Source organism: Nibribacter koreensis, assembly GCF_039541795.1.
GTDB classification, from domain to species: Bacteria; Bacteroidota; Bacteroidia; order Cytophagales; family Hymenobacteraceae; genus Nibribacter; species Nibribacter koreensis.
Genome location: NZ_BAABGX010000002.1, coordinates 771,594 through 790,145, shown reverse-complemented (window position 1 = coordinate 790,145; position 18,552 = coordinate 771,594). Strand labels below are relative to the sequence as shown.

Genomic DNA, 18,552 nt, shown 5'->3' with positions numbered 1-18,552 from the left:
GTTAAAAACCTTACAGGTCTTCTTTAAAATAAAGCGTGAACGTGGTACCCTGGCCAACCTGGCTTTGCACCTCTATGCGGCCCCCGTTTTTTTGCATGATGCGGTTAACAATGTAAAGTCCCAGGCCAGAGCCGTCTACATGGTTATGGAAACGTTTAAACATCTGGAACAGTTTAACGCTGTGCTTCTCCAGGTCTATGCCCATGCCGTTGTCCTGCACGGTGAGGACCAGAAAACCCTCTTCATGGGCAGAGGTAATCATCACCTCTGGCGTGCGTTGCGGTGAGCGGTACTTGACGGCGTTGCTTACCAGGTTATACAGAATGCTCTTAAGGTTAACCCTGGAGAACAGCAGCGAAGGCGCTTCTTCTAGGTGCGTGGTTACCTTGGCGTTGTTTTTTTGCAACAAGTCCTGGATGCTCAGCTTTACCTCCTCCACTAAGTCTGTGAGCACTACCTTCTCTTGGTGCGAGTCTATGTTCTTCTGCACCTTCACAATCTCTGCCAGGTCATGGATGGTGCCCTGTATCTGGGTGAGCGACTTGTTGAACATGCCAATGAGCAGGTTGGCGTCTGGGTCCTGGAACGTGGCGCTTTTGGTAAGCTCCTCAAAGATGCGGGCCATGTTGATGATGGGCAGCTTTAAGTCATGCGAGGCCGTGTACACAAAGCTGTCCAAGTCTTCATTGATGTTCATTAGTTCCTGGTTGGTCTGCTCCATGAGGGCCTCGTTGCGTTTCTGATCCTCAATCTCTGTGCAGGTGCCAAACCATTTCACTATCTCTCCCTGGGGGTTGCGCTGGGGCAGGGCCCGGCCCAGGAACCAGCGCCATTCACCGTCTGCGGCGCGCTTGAACCTGTATTCAATCTCATAGGGCTCACCCGTGGTCAGGGACTGGTGCCAGCGGGCTTCGGCCCGGGCCTGGTCCTCTGGGTGCAGCAGGTTGTTCCACATCTGGGTGCCTTTGCTGGCCTCTACGTCATAGCCGGTGTATTCTACCCACTGTTGGTTGAAGTAGTCATGATAGCCGTTGGCGTCTGTGGTCCAGACCAGCTGCGGCATGGAGTCTGCCAGAAACTGGAAGTTCTTGGTGCTTTCCTCCAGCGCCAGCAACGTGCGTTTCTGGTCCTCTAGATACGTATGCGTGCCTACCCACTGGGTGATGTTTCCCTCTGAGTCACGCACCGGAACGCCTCTGATCAGGAACCAACGGTACTGGCCGTCTTCTTTGGACTTCCAGCGGTTTTCTATCTCAAACTCATGGCCGGTTTCCAGGGAGTTAATCCATTGGGTGGTGGTGCGCTCCAGGTCATCTGGGTGCAGAAAGTTCTGCCACCCCCAGCCCTGCAGGCTTTCAAAATTGGTACCCAGGTAGCCGTCATACCATTTGGGGCTGTAGTAGTCCACTTCGCCGTTGGGCTTGGTGGTAAAGGTCATGTGGGGCAGGGCCTCTAAGAGGTTGAGCGTGCGCTCATGGGAGATCTTTAAGTCTTGGGCCAACTGTTCAGCTTCTTGGCGTACCAACACTTGTTCCGTCACTTCTACTATCAAGATTAAGATGCCCTCTACTTGTTGCTGGTCATCAAAGAGTGGTTGGTAGACAAAGTTAAAATAACCCAGTTCTAGTTGACCGTTCCCGTGTCTGTCTAAGAAGGCCGCAGACTCATTTCCGAAGTAGGTTTTGCCCGAAGTATAGACGTTCTCAATGATTTCAAAATAGCCCTGGCTTTTCAGTTCTGGCAACACAGACTTAAAGGTCTTGCCTACAAGGTCACGCTGGCCTACCAGCTGCTTAAACTGCGGAGTGGCAAAGTCAATGATCCAGCTTGGGCCTTTAAGTACGGCAAACTGCACCGGTGACTGGGCCAGCATGCGTTGTACGTACTCATCCCGCTCTTTGAGCTTTTGTTGAATGTTCTTCTGTTCCTGTATGTCTGTGTTAACGCCAATCCAGGCCAGAATGCTGCCGTTGTCACTGCGTAAGGGAGTGGCTTTGATGCTAAACCACCGGTACTGCCCGTCAGAGGCGCGTCTTAGCCGGGCCTCGTTGACGTATTCTTTGCCAGTGGCCAGGGCCTGGGCCCAAATCTGGTTGGTAGATTCAATGTCTTCTGGGTGGATGATGTCTTGCCAGCGCTGTTCTGTTGACGTAGTGCCTGTGTACGTAAACCACGCCCTGTTATAATAGTAGATTTGGCCATCGGCACGGCTTACCCAGGCAATTTCTGGAATGCCCTCCAACAACGCCCTGAAGTGCTCTTCACTGGCTTTGATGTCTGCGGCGTATTTGTTTTTCTCTGTAATGTCCAGCATGGCCCCAATCATGCGAACGGGCTTGCCAGCTTTGTTGCGGGAGATGATGCCACGGTCAAAAACGTCTGCGTAAGAGCCGTCTGCTTTCCTGAACCTATACTCATCCTGCCAGTTGGTGCCGGTTTCACTGTCTATGACGTGGTGGATGCTTTCTACCACACGCTCTACGTCCTCTGGGTGAATACGGCCGTACCAGGAGTTGGCGTCATGCTCAATGTCTTCTTGTTTGTAGCCAAACGTGACCTTGAAACCGTCATTCCACCAGACGTAGTTGGTCTCCAGATTCCAGTCCCAGATGACGTCATTGGTGGCCTTGGCCAAAAGCTCAAAGCGCTCCAGGTTCTCTTTGGCCAGCTGCTCTGCCCGGTGCACGCCTTCAATGTTGAGCAGGGTGCCCAGCATGCGGTAAGGCTTTCCTTCTGGGTGGTAGAGAATGAAGGTGTGGTTTACTACAGGCGAGTACGTGTCATCTGCCTTTAAGAACCGGTACTTGCCCGTCCAGACTTTCTCCTTGTTTTCTAGGGTCTTCGCAAAACTGGCCTTAATCTGGGGCAGGTCTGTAGGGTGCACGCGGGCATCCCATTGCGCGGGAGACTCGCCTTCTTTGTTGACCGGGTAGCCAAAAAACTGCTCAAAGTTCTTTCCCCAGAACAACTTGTCGCTGTGCATGTCATACTCCCAGGAGACGCCGGCAGAGGCTTCTAACATGGCGGTCATGTTGTCTCTGGTTATCTCCTGTTCTATTTTCTGCAGTTGCTGGTCTGTAATATCCTGGACGGTATGAATGAGGTAGAGCACCTCTCCCGTATCACTCAAGACCGGTGCGTTGAGTGGCTGCCAGTATTTCTCTTCAAACTTATCTTGGTTCAACACGTCATACCGCTGCACCTCCATGGTATGGGGGACTTTGTGCTGAAGGGTATATGCTAGGGACTGCTTAAGGTTATGCGCTCCATTGGCTGCCCGGTTGTTAGGGTTGTCTGGGAAGACGTCAAACAGGTATTGGCCCAGAATGGCCCTGGTCTTAAACGTGTGGGCCAGGTAGGCGTCACTGGCCTCCAGAATGATGAGCGTGGGAGAGAGGATGAGGTGTAGGCCCGGCATCGCCCTGAAAACAGAGAGTATGTCAAGAGCGGTACTTTGGCCTGTAACAGAGGTCATGAGATAGAAAGTCAAATAATACTACCAGTAAAGCTCTGGCATGGGCTAATTGTTTCCAGTAGCCCCATAAAATTGGCGTTTTTGGCCTGTTTTGGGGGAAACAGGCCAAAAACGGAAGTAGCTACGCCTTCAGGTCTTCAAAAATGTCTTGCGCCGAAGCCAAGGTAGACACGTTCTCTACAATGACAATGAGTTTGTCTTTGGCTTCTTTGAGTCTGGAACGGCGTGAGTGTTGCTGCACGTACTGTAAAATGCGGCTAAAGGTTTCGGACTGGAAGAAGGGGTCGTTGTTCTGGCTAGGAATGTAGCCCTTGAGCGTCTCTTTCTTGAGGGTAAGCTTCTCAAAACCAAGGTGACAGGCCTCCCAACGCATCTTTACAATAGTCACCAATTGCTCTACCTGCTCGGGCATGGGCCCGAAGCGGTCCACCATACCGGCCACCAGTTTGTTCAGACTCTCCAGGTCTTTGACGCTGTCCAGTTTGCTATACATCTGCAGGCGCTCAGAGATGTTGCTGATGTAGTAGTCTGGGATGAGAATCTCCAGGTCTGTCTCAATAGAACATTCCTTGACGGGCTCTATGAGTTTGTCCAGGTCCACGTCCTTGAAGAAAAGCTCCTTGAACTCGGTCTCCTTTAGTTCCTGCACGGCCTCGTCTAAGATCTGGTGATAGGCCTCAAAGCCTAGGTCTGTGATGAAGCCGCTCTGCTCGCCTCCCAGCATGTTGCCCGCGCCGCGTATGTCCAGATCCCGCATGGCAATCTTGAAGCCTTCGCCTAGGTCTGAGAACTCTTCTAGGGTACTCAAGCGCTTGCGGGCGTCTGACGGAAGACCGGATACCGGCGGAGTGAGCAAATAACAATACGCTTTCTTGTTGGAGCGGCCCACGCGTCCGCGCATCTGGTGCAAATCACTTAAGCCAAACATATGCGCGCGGTTGATGATGATGGTGTTGGCGTTAGGAATGTCCAGCCCGCTTTCAATGATGTTGGTAGAGACCAGCACGTCATACTCGCCCTCCACAAAGCGCATCATGCGTTTCTCAAGTTCCTCTGGATCCATCTGGCCGTGGGCGTAGGTCACTTTGGCGTCTGGCACTAGTTTGAGAATGAGGTTGGCCATCTCCTCTATGTCCGCAATGCGGTTGTGCACAAAAAAGACCTGGCCTTTGCGTTTGAGCTCAGCCGCGACGGCGTCTCTGATGAGCAGGTCATCAAATACGTGCAATTCTGTCTGTACCGGTTGCCGGTTGGGCGGCGGCGTGGCAATTACGCTTAGGTCGCGGGCGCCCATCAAAGAGAAGTGAAGCGTTCTAGGGATAGGAGTAGCCGTGAGCGTGAGCGTGTCCACGTTTATCTTTATTTCTTTGAGGCGGTCTTTGGTCTTTACACCAAACTTCTGCTCCTCGTCAATGATTAACAAGCCCAGGTTCTTGAACTTGACGTCCTTGCTGGCCAGCCGGTGCGTGCCAATGAGAATTTCAGTTTTACCTTCGGCCACGCGGGCCAGGGTTTCCTTAATCTGCTTGGTGGTCTTAAAGCGATTGATGTACTCCACGTTCACCGGAAACGCCTCCAGACGGTCCCGGAACGTCTTGTAATGTTGCATGGCTAGGATGGTGGTAGGCACCAAAACGGCCACCTGCTTTCCGTCACAGGCGGCTTTGAAGGCCGCACGTATGGCAATCTCCGTCTTCCCGAAGCCCACGTCCCCGCAGACCAGCCGGTCCATGGGGTGCGGCTGTTCCATGTCGTTTTTCACGTCTTCGGTGGCCTTGCCTTGGTCTGGCGTGTCTTCATAGATAAACGAGGACTCCAGCTCTGCCTGCAAGAAACCGTCCCTTGAGAAGGCGTACCCCGGCGCGGCCTTGCGTTTGGCGTAAAGTCTGATAAGCTCGGCGGCAATGTCTTTGACCTTGCTTTTGACTTTCTTTTTCTTGTTCTCCCATTCCGGGGAACCCAGCTTGCTCATGCTGGGCGGCGTGCCTTCTTTGCCGGTGTATTTAGTGATTTTGTGTAGCGAGTGAATACTCACATACAGCAAATCATCATCTCGGTATACCAACCTAATGGCTTCCTGCAGCCTGCCGCCCACTTCTACTTTATCCAGCCCGGCAAAGCGCCCGATGCCGTAGTCCATGTGCGTGACATAGTCCCCGGATTTTAAGGTTTTGAGTTCTTTGAGGGTAAGGGCCTTGGACTTGGAGTAGCCTTCTTTGGTTTTATGCTTGTAATAGCGCTCAAACAACTGGTGGTCTGTGTAGGCAACCAGTTTCACTTGGTCGTCTACAAAGCCCTCCCGTAGGGCCAGCATCATATGGTGGAACCGCACGTCATGGTCCAGCTCGTCAAAAATGGTGAGCAAGCGGTCTGCCTGGCGCGGCGATTCTGAGACGATGACGTTCACGTAGCCGTTGCTCTGGTTCTCATGCAGGTTGGCCGCCAGCCGCTGAAAATCCTTATTGAACGAGGGCTGTGGATGCGCCTGAAACTGGATGACCTCGGCGTTCTTAAAGTTGAAGCGCTTGCCAAACTCAATCAAGGTGAATTTCTCCAAGCCTTTCTTGAACGCCTTACCGCTCTCAAACAAATCTGCCGGTTTGGAGACTACCTGCACGCCGGCGCTATGCTCCAGCATTTCCTGGAACGCCTGCTCAGCCTTCTCATAAGACTCATTCACCACCTCTACGGTCTGGCGGTAGTCCTTCACCCAGATTTTGCTGTCCTCCGGAATAAAATCCAGAAACGATTCTCTGGTTTCTTGCAGCAGCTTGGTCTGTACGTTGGGGATGATGCTAATCTGCTTCTTCTGCTCTACAGAAAGCTGCGTGTTGGGGTCAAAGGTTCTGATGCTTTCAATCTCATCCCCGAACAATTCCAGACGGTACGGCAATTCATTGGCGTAGGAATAGACGTCAATGATGCCGCCGCGCACGGCAAACTGGCCGGCCTCATACACAAAATCCGTGCGCTCAAAGTCATAGCTGTTCAGGACCTCGGTCAAGAAGTTGACGTCCAGCTTTTCGCCTACTTTGGCACCCAGCGTGTTGGCCACCAGGGATTTCTTATTGATGACTTTCTCGGTGAGGGCCTCTGGGTACGTCACGATCAAAGCGCCGGCCTTGCCGCGGTCGTTCAGGCGGTTGAGGACTTCGGCTCTTAATAGTATATTGGCGTTCTCGGTGCTGTCAAACTGGTAGGCGCGCTTGTAGGAGCTAGGGAACAGCAGTACCTCGTGGCTGTCTTCCAGCAGGCTGGAGAGGTCGCTGTAAAAGTAGGCGGCTTCTTCGCGGTCATGCAGGATGAACAGGTGCGTGCGCGGCTGCATGGTTTGCAGGGTAGAGGCCACCACGGCATCCAGACTGCCCACCAGGCCTTTTAATTGCACGTGCACCGGCTCTGGCGTAGACAAACGCTGGTCCACGGTCTGTACTACGGGGTCCTGACGGTATAGCTCTAAAAATTGAGTTGCTTTCAAGGGGATATTCTTTCCTAAGATATGAGGGCAAAGCTAGCCATTCTTGCCGGTTAGTAGAAACGGATGCGGCAGAGGTTGGTTTTCAAAAGCTCAGGCGGGCCAATCGTTTTCAAGGACGCGTCTATCTATGCCTGAGTATGGTTAAAAGGCGGCCTGGTAGGCGGCTGGTTGCCTGCGTTTTTGGCCTGTTTTACCGGAAACAGACCAAAAACGCAGTTTGTTAGAAAAAATAATGGAAAGCCTTAAACATTCTGGCCCCTTGTCCATTTTACTAAGAATGCCTGCCTATAGGCTAACCTAACATTTGCTGGTGCATGGTTAGTTAAAAAACAAAGGCATCTTACTACTTTTGTTGACACGTTTCCCCTTAGCCCACAATTCCTATGGAGTTCTTTGATTATTTCATCAACGTCCCTGAAAACATAGTCATTGTCTCACCAGAGTTTAAAATTCTGGCCGCCACCGACACCTACCTCAAAACCACCCTAAAAACCAGGGAGGAGATTTTGGGCAAGGTGTTCTTGAAGGAAGTGTATCAAAACCCTGAGACCTCCTTTGAGGAGAATCCGGTGACTGTCTCTATCCAGAATGCCATTGCCACCAAAAAGGTTGACTACCTGGACGTGCTGCGCTATGACCTGGAACGCTCTGAGGCAGACGGCGGCGGCTTTGAAACCAGGTATTGGGAGGCCTCGCATACGCCTGTGCTAGACCAGGACGGCAACGTGCGGTTTGTCATCCAGAACACGCATGACGTGACAGAGCGCGAACTGGCCAAAAAAGCCATGAAAGCCAGTGAAGGCAAGTTCAAGTTCCTGACGGACGCAGTGCCGCAGCTCATTCACACCAATGAGCCAGACGGCACCTGCACCTACGTAAACCAGCGTTGGCTGGAGTATACCGGCTTAAAATTTGACGACTTGATGGGCGTGAAATGGTTAGATACCATCCACCCAGAAGACGTGTCACAGTTGAAAAACCTTCGTGAGAAAGCCATCTCTGACAAAGAGGAGTTTCAACTAGAGGTACGGATTAAGGACAAGAACGGCAATTACCGGTGGCACTTGCTCAAAAACGTTCCCATGCGCGATGAAAACCAGGAGGTAGTCATGCGGGTGGGCAGCGTCACAGACATTCACAACACTAAAATCATGGTGCAGGAGATGTTGGAGTCCAATGAGCAGTTGTCTGCGCTCTCTGACCAGCTGCAGGACGCCTACCAAACCGCCGAAGACCAGCGCGCCACCATGGAGCACCTCATCATGCAGGCACCAGCGCTCTTTGCCACGTTAACCGGACCAGAGCACGTCTTTACCTTGGTGAACACGCACTATCAAAATCTTTTCCCTAAAAGGGAGTTGCAGGGAAAACCGGTGCGGGAAGCCCTGCCCGAAGTGGTGGAGCAAGGCTTCATTCAGATACTAGACAACGTATACAACACAGGTGCCCCGTTTGTGGCCGAAGAAATTGGGGTGGCTCTGGACAAGGACAACAGCGGGCGCTTGGTAGACACTTATTTTAACATCATCTACCAGCCGCTGTATGAGCACGGCAAAGTAGGAGGCATCATTGTGTTTGGCTATGAAGTCACGGATAAAGTGAAGCTTAGACAAGAACTGGAGTCTTTGAAAGCAAATCAATAATCGCAAAGCCATTGGCGTCCATCTTTCTTGTACCGTGCCCTAAATGAATCAAGCACAGATAGATTTTCAACAGTTACGGATTAAACATATTCTGTTTAAGTCAAAAGTGCGCTCTGTGCTGTACGGCGGCACCGTAGATGAGGTCTTCTTTTCAAGTTCAGGCCCCATACCCGTGTGGTTCTCTACGGTAGGCAAAAAGTATTCTCATAAGCCCGAGATGCTGGAGCTAAAACAAACCTACCAGAGCCTGGAGGCCACCGCGCGTTCTCTGTTTGGTCTCTACGCCAACGGGAAAATGGAACAAGCCCAGAACGGCCTCTCTGAAATAGAGGCACTTTCTGACAGGTTTCTAAGCCTCATTGCCCGGCTAGAAAGCTAGTCTGGCCTAGTGCGCGTGAACCATCTTATCATAAAAGCAGCGAGGCCCTTCATTTGAAGGGCCTCGCTGCTTTTACTCCTGATCCTTTAACTTTCCTTCCATCTTCTGCTTAAACTTCTCCAGCTTGGGCTTGGAGACGGCACGCATGTAAGGGTTGTCCGGGTTGGTTTTGTAGAAGTCCTGATGATAGTCTTCGGCTACGTAGAATTCTTTGAGCGGCTCTACCTGTGTGACAATAGGGGCCTGAAACGCGCGCGCGCTGTTGAGCTTGGCTATGTAGGCGTCAATCTGGGCTTTCTCTTCTGGCGTTTTGTAGAAAATGGCCGAGCGGTACTGGGTGCCTACGTCAGGTCCCTGGCGGTTCAGCGTGGTAGGGTCATGCGCCGCGAAGAAGGCTTCCAGCAAGGTCTCATAGCTAATCACGGCAGGGTCATAGTGAATCTGGACGGCTTCGGCGTGGCCAGTCATGCCAGTGGTTACCTGCTCATACGTGGGGTTTTTGACGGTGCCGCCGGTGTAGCCAGCCACCACCTCATGGACGCCCTTTAGTTTTTCAGCAGATTCTTCGGTGCACCAGAAACAGCCGCCCGCAAACGTGGCTACGGCCAGGCCGTCTTTTTTAGCCGGCGCCGCGGCAGATGCTTTTTTGGTGGTAGAGGTCTGCTTTTTGTTCTGGCTCTGGGCGCAGGACGTAAAGCCCAACAACAGTATAAGTGAGAAAATGATTGGTCTCATAGAAGAAGGCGGTAAGGTGCCGTTTCTATAACCGGTTGAAGGGTGCAATAGTTTCTGGGCAGGACCATGAGCAGTACAAGAAACTCTTTCGTTTTTGGCTTGTTTTACAGAAAACAGGCCAAAAACGGAAAGCGTTAGTAAGAGGTCTCCTGCTGCTGGTTCTGCTGATATAATTTGTAGCTGAACAAGCCAATGCCCGCCGCAATCAGGGCATAGGTCAACCACGTCAGCCAGCCGCCGGTGTCACGGCGCAGCACTTCCTCGGCAGATAAAAACGTTTTGTTTAGCTTGGGCGCAGATAGGCTGTATATGCGGCGGTTGCCCTCGTTCTTGACAGGGTCTTCGCGCTTGTTGTATTCTACGCGCAGGCGCTCGCCAATCTTGGCCTGGGCCTTGAAGGCGGCCGTGTCAAAACGGGCAACCTCGTTCTTAGGCAGGACAAAGCGCTCTGTGAGTTCTTGCATCCAGATGCCGTAGTCCAGGTCCCCATCAGCGGTCTTCTTAAAAGAGTAGTTGCTCAGGGTGCCCTCAATGGCGGTTAGGTCTTTAGGGCTCTGCACGCCCTTGGTGCCGTACTGCAAGCCTAGCATGATGAGGCCCACCACCAGCAAGATGGTAGCAGGTAGAAACTGTTTGGAGACGGTAAGCGGAGTGTTGAGTATGCCTATTCTTTTTCTAGGAGGTCTTGCCATGAAATTTGTCTGTTAAATGCCAAAGATAAGAACGCAGCAGGCCTCTGGAAAGTGCCTGGCCATGACTTATCGTACAATCTCCACCCAGCCCTTGGCGGTGTTGCCGGCGGTGTCTTTGAGTAAGTAAAAATACGTGCCTTCAGAGAGGTTGTCTCCCGTCCAGTTTTGTTGATAGTCTTTGTTTTCATACACCTGCTTGCCCCAGCGGTTGTACACGGTTAAGGACGTGGGCAGACAGCTGAACCGCTGCACAAAGGTGTCATTGATGCCGTCTGCGTTGGGCGTGAAGATGTTGGGCATGATGCCATTGACTACCAGTACCTTGCCAATCTCCCGTTGCTCCTGGCAGCCGGGGCCATAGAAGACGGTGAGTTTGACAGTATAAGTGCCGGGTTGCAGGTACGTATGCGTTGGGGTTTTGTCTGTAGCGGTGCCGCCGTCTCCAAAGTCCCAAAGGTAGCTGGTGGACCCGGTGGTGGTGTTGGCAAAAACCGCATTGAACGGCGCGTACCCCGAAATAGAAAGATCATTCTGGCAACTATTGGCCAAGGATGCCTGAACCGTAGGAATAGGCGCCACCGAGATGTTCTTGGTAGCCGTGGCTACGCAACCCCCGGTGATGGTGTACGTCACCTGGGTAGTACCCGTGAAACCAGCCGGAGGTGTAAAAACACCCGCCGCCGTTACATAGTTGCCCGTCCAGCTTCCGCCAGCGGGAGTAGCCGTCAATTGAAGGGGAGCCATGTTGCCAGGGCAGAGCACTACGTCTGGTCCCAGCTGAAGGGTAGGAGCGGGCAGTACCTGAATGGTTCTGGTCACAGACCCACAAAAACCGTTGGCGCCGGTGCTGGTATACGTGATGATATGGTACCCCACGCCAGCCGTGCTTGGGGTGAAAGTAGTAGAAACGGCACCGTCTACGGTAAAGGTACCACCAGCGGGGCTTCCTTGTAAAACGATGGGGGCACCATTTAGGCAGACGCTGGAAGGGGCGTCTATGGTGTGCGGAACAGAGGAGGCTACCGTCATGACCAGGGCATTGGTCTTTACGCAGAGATTGGTGCCTTCAATGGTGGTGGTATAGGTAAGGATGTTTTCTCCTACTAAGTTGGAGGTTGGCGTAAAGAAATACCTGCCCCCCACCAAAGAAACGCCCGGGCCAGCCCAGAAACCACCGGCCGGCGTGCCTTGTAATAAAACCGGGGCATCTGCTGAACAAGACCTAAGGTCTGGCCCTGCATTAGCCGATGTCTGAAAGTCAAACTTGAAAGAGGCGTTGTTGCAGTTGGTGCTTTTGTTGAGGGCACTGTACGTATGGGCGCCAGACGGTACCGGAAAGTCACTGTAGCCGCCGCAGCCGCCGCACACCGCCTGGTAGACAATGCCGCGGTTGTCAAACCGGCTGGTGCCGCCGTCTACGTGCTCATTGGCCAGCGGACCGCCGTAAAACGTAGCGTACACCAAATCCTTGGCATTAGGCGAGAGCTGCATCAGGTAAAAGTCACTGCCGTCTGTGGTGGCCTGTACTGCGTCTGGCGTGGTGGGTAGCCCAAAGGTTCTTCCGTTTCCATACCCTGCGTTGGTCACCCCGCCCCAGCCACAGATGTAAATGCGTTCACACTCATCTACCAGAAAGGCGGTAGGTGAAAGGTCAATAAGCGCATTGCCAGTGCCAAACACGGTAGAGAAAATGGTAGCGTTTAAATTGTTGTTGAGTTTATGGATGAACTGCTTGCCATTAGGAACATTGTAGACATTAGCCGTTACAGGATAATTGCCGGCCGTCTGTCCAAAAAGATACACGTTCTCCTGCCCGTCTAACTGTAAGAAATAGCTCTGGTCATAAGAATCGGTGCCAATAAACGTGCCGGCTAGAATTCTGTCTCCGGTATTGGCAATCTTTAGCACAAAGCCATCTACCACGCCGCTGTTTGACGTTTGTAAGCCGTTGGCCGTGCCAGCCAGGGCGGCGCTGGTGGTGCCGCCGGCCACATACACGTTTCTATTCTTATCTAATTGAATGGAATAGGCAGCGTCTGTGCCCGTGCCCCCATAATAATTGGACCATACCAACTGGCTCAGGTTTGGAGTAAGCTTACATATAACCGCATCATTGGTGCCGCCCGCGTATTGATTTTGAAAACCGTTTCTGGCCGGAAAATCACGGGAAAACGTGCTGGAAGCAATGTACACATTGCCATCTGGGTCTGTGATGATGTCGCCGCGGTGCTGGTCTCCGTAGTTTTGCACCAGGTCATTGCCATTAGGCCCGAAAGGATTTAACAAGCCGTCATTGTCTGTGCCGCCCAAGAAGGTAGAGGCCACCAGGGTGCTGCCATCTGAGCTCAAGGACGTGATGGCAATGTCTGAGCCTTGCTGGTAATTAGGGTTGGCGCCGCTGCCTAGAGGTTTAATGCGCGGACCACCGTTAAAGGTTCTATCAAAGGCGCTGGCAGAGATAGGAAAATCAAAGGAGCCTACGCTGGAAAGGATGAGCAGTTCGTCTTTGGCGTTGACCACCATGCTGTGCGGCACATCTGCTTTGCGACCGCCCAAATACGTGGCGTACAAACGCGCGGCGGGGCCAGAAACCCCCGTGTTGTATTTGATGATGGCAATGTCTACGCTGTCTGCATAGTTCACCTGAAACGCTCCCGGCGAGGCCGGATAGCCTACCTTGAACGCAATCCCGCCAGAGTACATGTTGCCTTGGCTGTCATAGGTGGCGGTAAAGCCCCAGTTGTCTGCCGTAGAGCCGGTAAAGGAAGAGAAGATCACCACCGGGTCAATCACCAGCGGCAACTTCTGGTCATAACCCTCCGGGAACTGAAACGAAACCGTGTTCTCCTTTAATACAAACGCACACGGCACGTCTTTGCGCCGGCCGTCTACCAACTGGTAGGCAATGGGCTTCTGCTCGGTTACGTTCCCCACGGTGGTGGAGATGAGCAGATGGCCGTCCTGTAGTTTGAGTTGACTGGCTCCGCTGTATGTGAGTTTTATCTTATTAGGAGAGGCACCTGCGGCCAGGTAGAAATCATATTTGAGCTTTCCGGCTTTCTCATACAAGGCCACGTCAATGCCAGGGTATACGTTTTGGTACTGTACCTTCCTGAATCCTCTGGCCCCTTTTCCCCAGCGGGAAGGGTCATTGCCTAAAAAGTAGTTTCTGGTGCCTGCAGTGGATTCGTGGCCTTTTACCTGAGGGGTGGCCCTGGCGCCTTCAAACGTAACGGAGTAAGAGTGGCCTTTTACCCGTGCCTCATCATCAGAAAGCGTCTCAGGTGATTTTTTGCCGGGCTTCTTTGGCTGGTCTGCGTGTTTGTGGCCCAGCGTCTTGGCATCATACAGGGTGTACACAAACCCTTTGTTCTGCAAGAAAAGCCGCCCGCCTGGCACCTCCGCCGAAAATTGCACTTGCTTGGGCCACTGTCCCTTGTTCTCCACAAACTCCAGAGAGCCCTGCGCTGCTGGTGCCACCGCCTCAGAAGTAATAAACGGAACAGGCGGTTCAGCAGGCTGGGCAGAAGGCGTCCAGGCCAGTGTCTGCCAGAATAGATTGAAGATAGATAAGAGGGGAAGCAGTTGCATAGCCAAAGTAAGGTCTGGCTAAAATAATCTAATTTGAGGATATTCTTTCGTTTTTAAGTGATATAAATGCGGCGTGACAGAACAATATTGTCTTTATGTAAGACTCTAACAAAGCTAGTGTTCACCAATATCCATAAATCAAGAAGCACCTCATAAAAAGCAAGCAGCCTCTGCGTACTACTACGCAAAGGCTTCCGGCTTTATCGTTTTCAGCCTGTCTTCCAGAAAACAGGCTGAAAACGGAGCATATTATGAAATGGGTTTTACCAGCCCATTCTGGTTTTAAGGGTAGTGATGTGCGCCAGGTGGTGACGACTGTGCCAGTCATACATGCCCACGGTCTGGAACAGGAACATCTCACCGCCTTCTGGGTGCACAAACGTGCGGTGCCATTGCGGGAAGTTCATGGACTGCAAAAGCATCACCCAGCGCTGGTGCAAGGCATCTAATAGTTGCAGGGAGCTTTCAATAGGGGCAGATTGCGCATCTGGTAATTGAGCCCAGCCGTTTTCATCATATGGTTTGATGACGGGGCGCTCCTCCGTTAAGGCCAGCCTGAAGCGCGTGTAACTGTTTAGGTGGCTGTCTGGCAGGTGGTGCACCACTTGTCTGATGGTCCAGCCGCCGGGACGATAGGGCGTGTCTAGTTGCTCCTCTGTGAGGCCTTCTACGGCGGCGCGCAACTGGGCCGGCAAACCGGCAATGACGTCAATAGATTTCTGGGTGAGCGCAGTCTGGTACACGGACGGGTATTCAAACCGACCGACAGGGAAACGGAGTTGTTCTAGAGAAAGGGTGGGAGTTTCCATACACGCAAAGCTTATGAGTTTACCAAATTTACCAAAATACAATCAGCTTCTGCCATGCCTCGGGTTTATATTTCAATGCGTATTTGTACTGAATTTTAAAAGATGGTGCCTGCCTTTTGGCCAAGATTCTGATAACCAATCCACTGCCTTGCCGGTTTAAGTGAGGAAGCCGTTTTTTGGCTATTTTCCAGAAAACAGGCCAAAAACGATGCCCTTGCCGCTATGCCAGAACTACCCGAAGTAGAGACCTACCGAAGATTCATTGAGGAGACTAGCCTGCACCAGCCCATTATGGAGGTGGAAGTGCAGGAGCCCAGACGCCAGTTGCAGGTAGACCTGGATGAGTTCAGGAAGACGCTGATGGGCCATTCCTTTACGGGTACGCACCGCTTGGGCAAACAACTGTTTCTGTTCACAGACCATGGCGCGGTGGTGACTATGCACTTCGGGATGACTGGTGACGTGGCGTATTATAAGGATGAGGCCGAGACGCCCCGCTTTGCCCGCGCCGTGTTTATTTTCCAGAACGGTTTCAGGTTGGCGTTCATAGACTCCAGAAAGTTTGGCAGGCTGGGACTGACCACCAGCGTGGAGGCGTTCCAAAAGCAGAAGAAGCTGGGACCAGACGCCTTGACCATCACCGCAGAACAACTTGCCAAAGGCTTGGCCAAAAAGAAAGGCCTGCTCAAATCCCTGCTGCTGGACCAGCGCATCACACCCGGCGTGGGCAACTGGATAGCCGATGAGGTGTTGTTCCAGGCCAGGCTACACCCAGAAAGAAGAGCTGATGCGCTCACCCCAGAGGAAATAGACCGGCTGGCGACCTCCATCAGAAGAGTCTTGGAAACCGCCGTCAACGCAGAGGCTATTTACAGAGACTTCCCGGCGCATTACCTTATCCACGCCCGCGAGTGGGATGAACGTCCTTCGGGCGGAGCCCAAGATGCGCACCTGCACTGCCCGCACTGCCAAACCAAGATTGAGAAAGACTATGTGGGCGGCAGAGCCACGTACTTCTGCCCGCAGTGTCAGGTGTGATAATGTGAAGATTTGGAAATTTGAAGATGAATTAATGTGCTGATGTGCTATGCTCAGCTACCATAGCACAAACGTCCGCTTGTGTGAGCAGGCATTTTGGATCAGAAATGCGTAGAAGACTAGGCACTGCCTAGTCTCTACAGAAAACACGCATATCGTCCCCCTTTGAAGGGGGTAGGGGGATGATCACGCATTCTGATAAAAACTCGCAGAAGGAGCTATACGCACTTGTTTCACGGTGCCCGCGAGGGTAGTCAGGAGACTACCCCGCATCCTTAGTCACGAGTCTTAAGACTCGCGCCAGTACAAAAAAGCCCCTCTCCGTTAGGGAGGGGTTGGGGCTCCGTTTTTGGGCTGTTTTACAGAAAACAAGCCAAAAACGGCAGCGGTTTTATAATGGGATGGAATACTTAGAATGGATAGCCTATGGCCAGGTTCAAGACGCCGGTGCCAAACAAGCCATCATTGGTGGGGCGCTTGGTGTTGATGTAGTTAGGATCGCGGAGTGGGTAAGCCAAGTCCAGGCGCACTACAAAGAACTGCACGTCAATGCGCATGCCCACGCCGGCGCCCACGGCCAACTGGCTCATGAAATTGCCGTCAAACTTTCCGCCGGGGCGGTCTGGGTCCTCGTCATAGAGCCACACGTTACCGGCGTCTACAAACACGGCGCCCTTCAGATAGGGATCCATGAGCGGAAACCGGAACTCGGCGTTGCCCTCCAGCCTGATGTCACCGGTCTGGTCAAAGAAGGTGAACGTGCGGTTAGGGTCTTCGGGGTCAATGTCCTTGCTAGGGTCAAACGTGCCCGGGCCCACGCTGCGCGCCGGGAACGCCCTGATGCTGTTAGGTCCGCCAATGCCGTATTGCTTGATGTACGGCAAAACCTTTGAGTTACCATACGGAATTCCCACGCCCCCCAACAGACGCGTGGCCAGCACCAATTTATCAGTGATGTTGAAGTAGTAGCGCGTCTCCAGGTCTGTCTTGATGTACTGTGAGATGGCTTGCCCAGCCAAGGTGTTCGGGAATTCTGGGTCTGCCGGGCGCTTGTTCTTGGCCCTGAAGAAAAGTCCCCACAAGCCGCCAGACATGTCTAGGCCCGGGCTGATGTAGAACTGGTGCGTACGGTTGGCAATGCCCTGCGTGTTGAACACCAGGCGGTAATTACCCCCCAGGATAAACTGTTGCTCAAAAGAACGGGCCAGGAACGGTCTGTTTCTGAGGATTTCGGCGAAGGCCTCACTGGTGTCTGCCAACTGCGCAAACTGTACCTGTATGGGATTGATGACAAACTCTGTGGTGGCAAATTGCTTCCAGGTGTAGCCGTACTCAAAGTTGAAGGAGTTCTGCTGGAAGAAGTTGCGCCGGTCAATGTACCTGAACCCTAGCCTGAAACTGGTTCTGGGCTGGTACATACTGCTGGAAATTCTGATGCCAAACGGAGAGATGATGCGCGGAATATGCAACTCCGTATCGGCGCCAATCTCATAAGACGTCAAGCCTGTTCTGGAGGTGTCTCCGCTGATCTGCGACTCAAAAGAGCCCACCAAGTTCAACAATAACAGCTCGGCGCCTTTAAACGCGTTTCGGTTCCTGAAGCTGACCGTAATACCCGGTCCGGCAAAACCGTTGGACTTTTGCACCGTCTGCACCTCGGCCCGGACGGATTTCTTCTTGGCCTGTGTCATGAGAATGGACGCATTCAACAAGCCGCCTTGGCCCACCGAGTCCCGCGGGTCAAAACGGACTTCGGTGAACTTGAACGTGCCCAAATCCATGAGGCGGTTAATGGTCTGCAAGTGCTTTTTGCGGCTGTACTTCTCGCCGTTCTTGATGAAGACTGCATTGAGGATGGCACGCGCCTTGAACGTCTCCTCATCTGGGTAGTATTTGTAGTCTTGGTACTGCACCGGTTTCTCATAGTTCAGGGAGTCACCCAGGGAGTAGTCAGAGAAGACAGAAACAGACTGATAGCGGTAGGGGATGAGCGCCTTGGTGGGCGCAGTCTCTTTAACCCGAATGTAAATGTTGACCTTGTTGTTGAGCGTGCTGTCCACGTGGAAAATAAGGTAGTCTTCGTCAAAGAAGAAAAATCCCTCTTCCTTCATGATACCGTCAATGCGCAGACGCTCAGCGATCATATTCTGCAAGTCATACGGGTCGCCGGCTTTAACCAGGCTTTCGGGTTCTGTTTTCCGGATGGCCACGGCCAGGCTGTCGGTGCCCTGCGGAAACTGGACCTTCTCAATGATGTACTGCTTGCCCACGGTGGCCGTATAATTGACGCTGGCCATTTTGCGCTTGCTGGTGCTGTCTACCTGGTGCTCCAGCGTAGGACTGAAGTAGCCTTTGTTGTAGAGGCGGTTGGTCATCTGGCCCTTCACCTTGGTTGGGTCTGCCTCGCTTAAGAGCACGGGTGGTTCGCCTAGGCGGGTTTTGATCCAGTTGGTGATGCCCTTGGTTTCCTTGTTTCCCCCAAAGGCGTTGTAGATCCAGAGCTTGGGTCGCATGCCCAGAAACGAGGTATTGGGCTGAGGCCTGATGGCGGCGGCCAGTTCTCCTTCCAGAGGTTTGGTGTCTGTTTCTGGGTTGTCAGATTTGACGGTGATGTCTCCGCCAATGTACAGATAGTCTCCCTGCGGCACGCTCTTGGTGCTACTACAGCCAGTGGTGAACAGGATAAATAAAAGAAGCATCCCTGTCAGTAGG

The 18,552-nt window shown here is 52.7% G+C and carries 10 protein-coding genes; 3 read left to right on the top strand and 7 right to left on the bottom strand.

The window, feature by feature from the left end; genetic code table 11:
• Nucleotides 1-10 precede the first annotated feature (10 nt).
• Complete coding sequence (locus ABD880_RS10625) at nucleotides 11-3,475, bottom strand: PAS domain-containing protein (RefSeq protein WP_345165611.1); 3,465 nt, start codon at nucleotides 3,473-3,475, stop codon at nucleotides 11-13.
• A 121-nt stretch (nucleotides 3,476-3,596) separates the two neighbouring features.
• Nucleotides 3,597-6,953 (bottom strand): transcription-repair coupling factor, encoded by a 3,357-nt coding sequence (mfd, locus tag ABD880_RS10620; protein ID WP_345165608.1) that lies wholly within the window; start codon nucleotides 6,951-6,953, stop codon nucleotides 3,597-3,599.
• A gap of 383 nt (nucleotides 6,954-7,336) precedes the next feature.
• On the opposite strand from mfd, the gene ABD880_RS10615 reads away from it, so the two are divergent.
• Together ABD880_RS10615 and ABD880_RS10610 are read left to right on the top strand one after the other, a co-directional pair.
• On the top strand, nucleotides 7,337-8,596 hold the full coding sequence (locus tag ABD880_RS10615; RefSeq protein ID WP_345165605.1) for a PAS domain-containing protein: 1,260 nt from the start codon (nucleotides 7,337-7,339) through the stop codon (nucleotides 8,594-8,596).
• A gap of 43 nt (nucleotides 8,597-8,639) precedes the next feature.
• The gene (locus ABD880_RS10610) at nucleotides 8,640-8,975 is read left to right on the top strand and encodes a histidine kinase (protein WP_345165604.1); all 336 of its coding nucleotides are present in this window, start codon (nucleotides 8,640-8,642) and stop codon (nucleotides 8,973-8,975) included.
• Nucleotides 8,976-9,047: 72 nt separating this feature from the next.
• Here the strand turns inward: ABD880_RS10610 and msrA are convergent, their stop codons facing one another.
• From msrA to ABD880_RS10590, 4 genes are all read right to left on the bottom strand, one after another.
• Nucleotides 9,048-9,710: a peptide-methionine (S)-S-oxide reductase MsrA gene (msrA, locus tag ABD880_RS10605; RefSeq protein ID WP_345165603.1), complete on the bottom strand. Its 663-nt coding sequence runs from the start codon at nucleotides 9,708-9,710 to the stop codon at nucleotides 9,048-9,050.
• A gap of 134 nt (nucleotides 9,711-9,844) precedes the next feature.
• A complete protein-coding gene (locus ABD880_RS10600) occupies nucleotides 9,845-10,402 on the bottom strand; it encodes a hypothetical protein (RefSeq protein ID WP_345165601.1) in 558 nt (185 codons plus the stop codon).
• A 66-nt stretch (nucleotides 10,403-10,468) separates the two neighbouring features.
• Nucleotides 10,469-13,993, bottom strand: a complete 3,525-nt coding sequence (locus ABD880_RS10595) for a DUF7948 domain-containing protein (protein ID WP_345165598.1) — start codon at nucleotides 13,991-13,993, stop codon at nucleotides 10,469-10,471.
• Nucleotides 13,994-14,256: 263 nt separating this feature from the next.
• Nucleotides 14,257-14,802, bottom strand: a complete 546-nt coding sequence (locus ABD880_RS10590; protein ID WP_345165595.1) for a YfiT family bacillithiol transferase — start codon at nucleotides 14,800-14,802, stop codon at nucleotides 14,257-14,259.
• Nucleotides 14,803-15,024: 222 nt separating this feature from the next.
• On the opposite strand from ABD880_RS10590, the gene mutM reads away from it, so the two are divergent.
• Nucleotides 15,025-15,840, top strand: a complete 816-nt coding sequence (gene mutM, locus ABD880_RS10585; RefSeq protein WP_345165592.1) for a DNA-formamidopyrimidine glycosylase — start codon at nucleotides 15,025-15,027, stop codon at nucleotides 15,838-15,840.
• A gap of 410 nt (nucleotides 15,841-16,250) precedes the next feature.
• Here mutM and tamL read toward each other — a convergent pair whose 3' ends face one another.
• Nucleotides 16,251-18,539, bottom strand: a complete 2,289-nt coding sequence (gene tamL / locus ABD880_RS10580) for a translocation and assembly module lipoprotein TamL (protein WP_345165589.1) — start codon at nucleotides 18,537-18,539, stop codon at nucleotides 16,251-16,253.
• Nucleotides 18,540-18,552 lie beyond the last annotated feature (13 nt).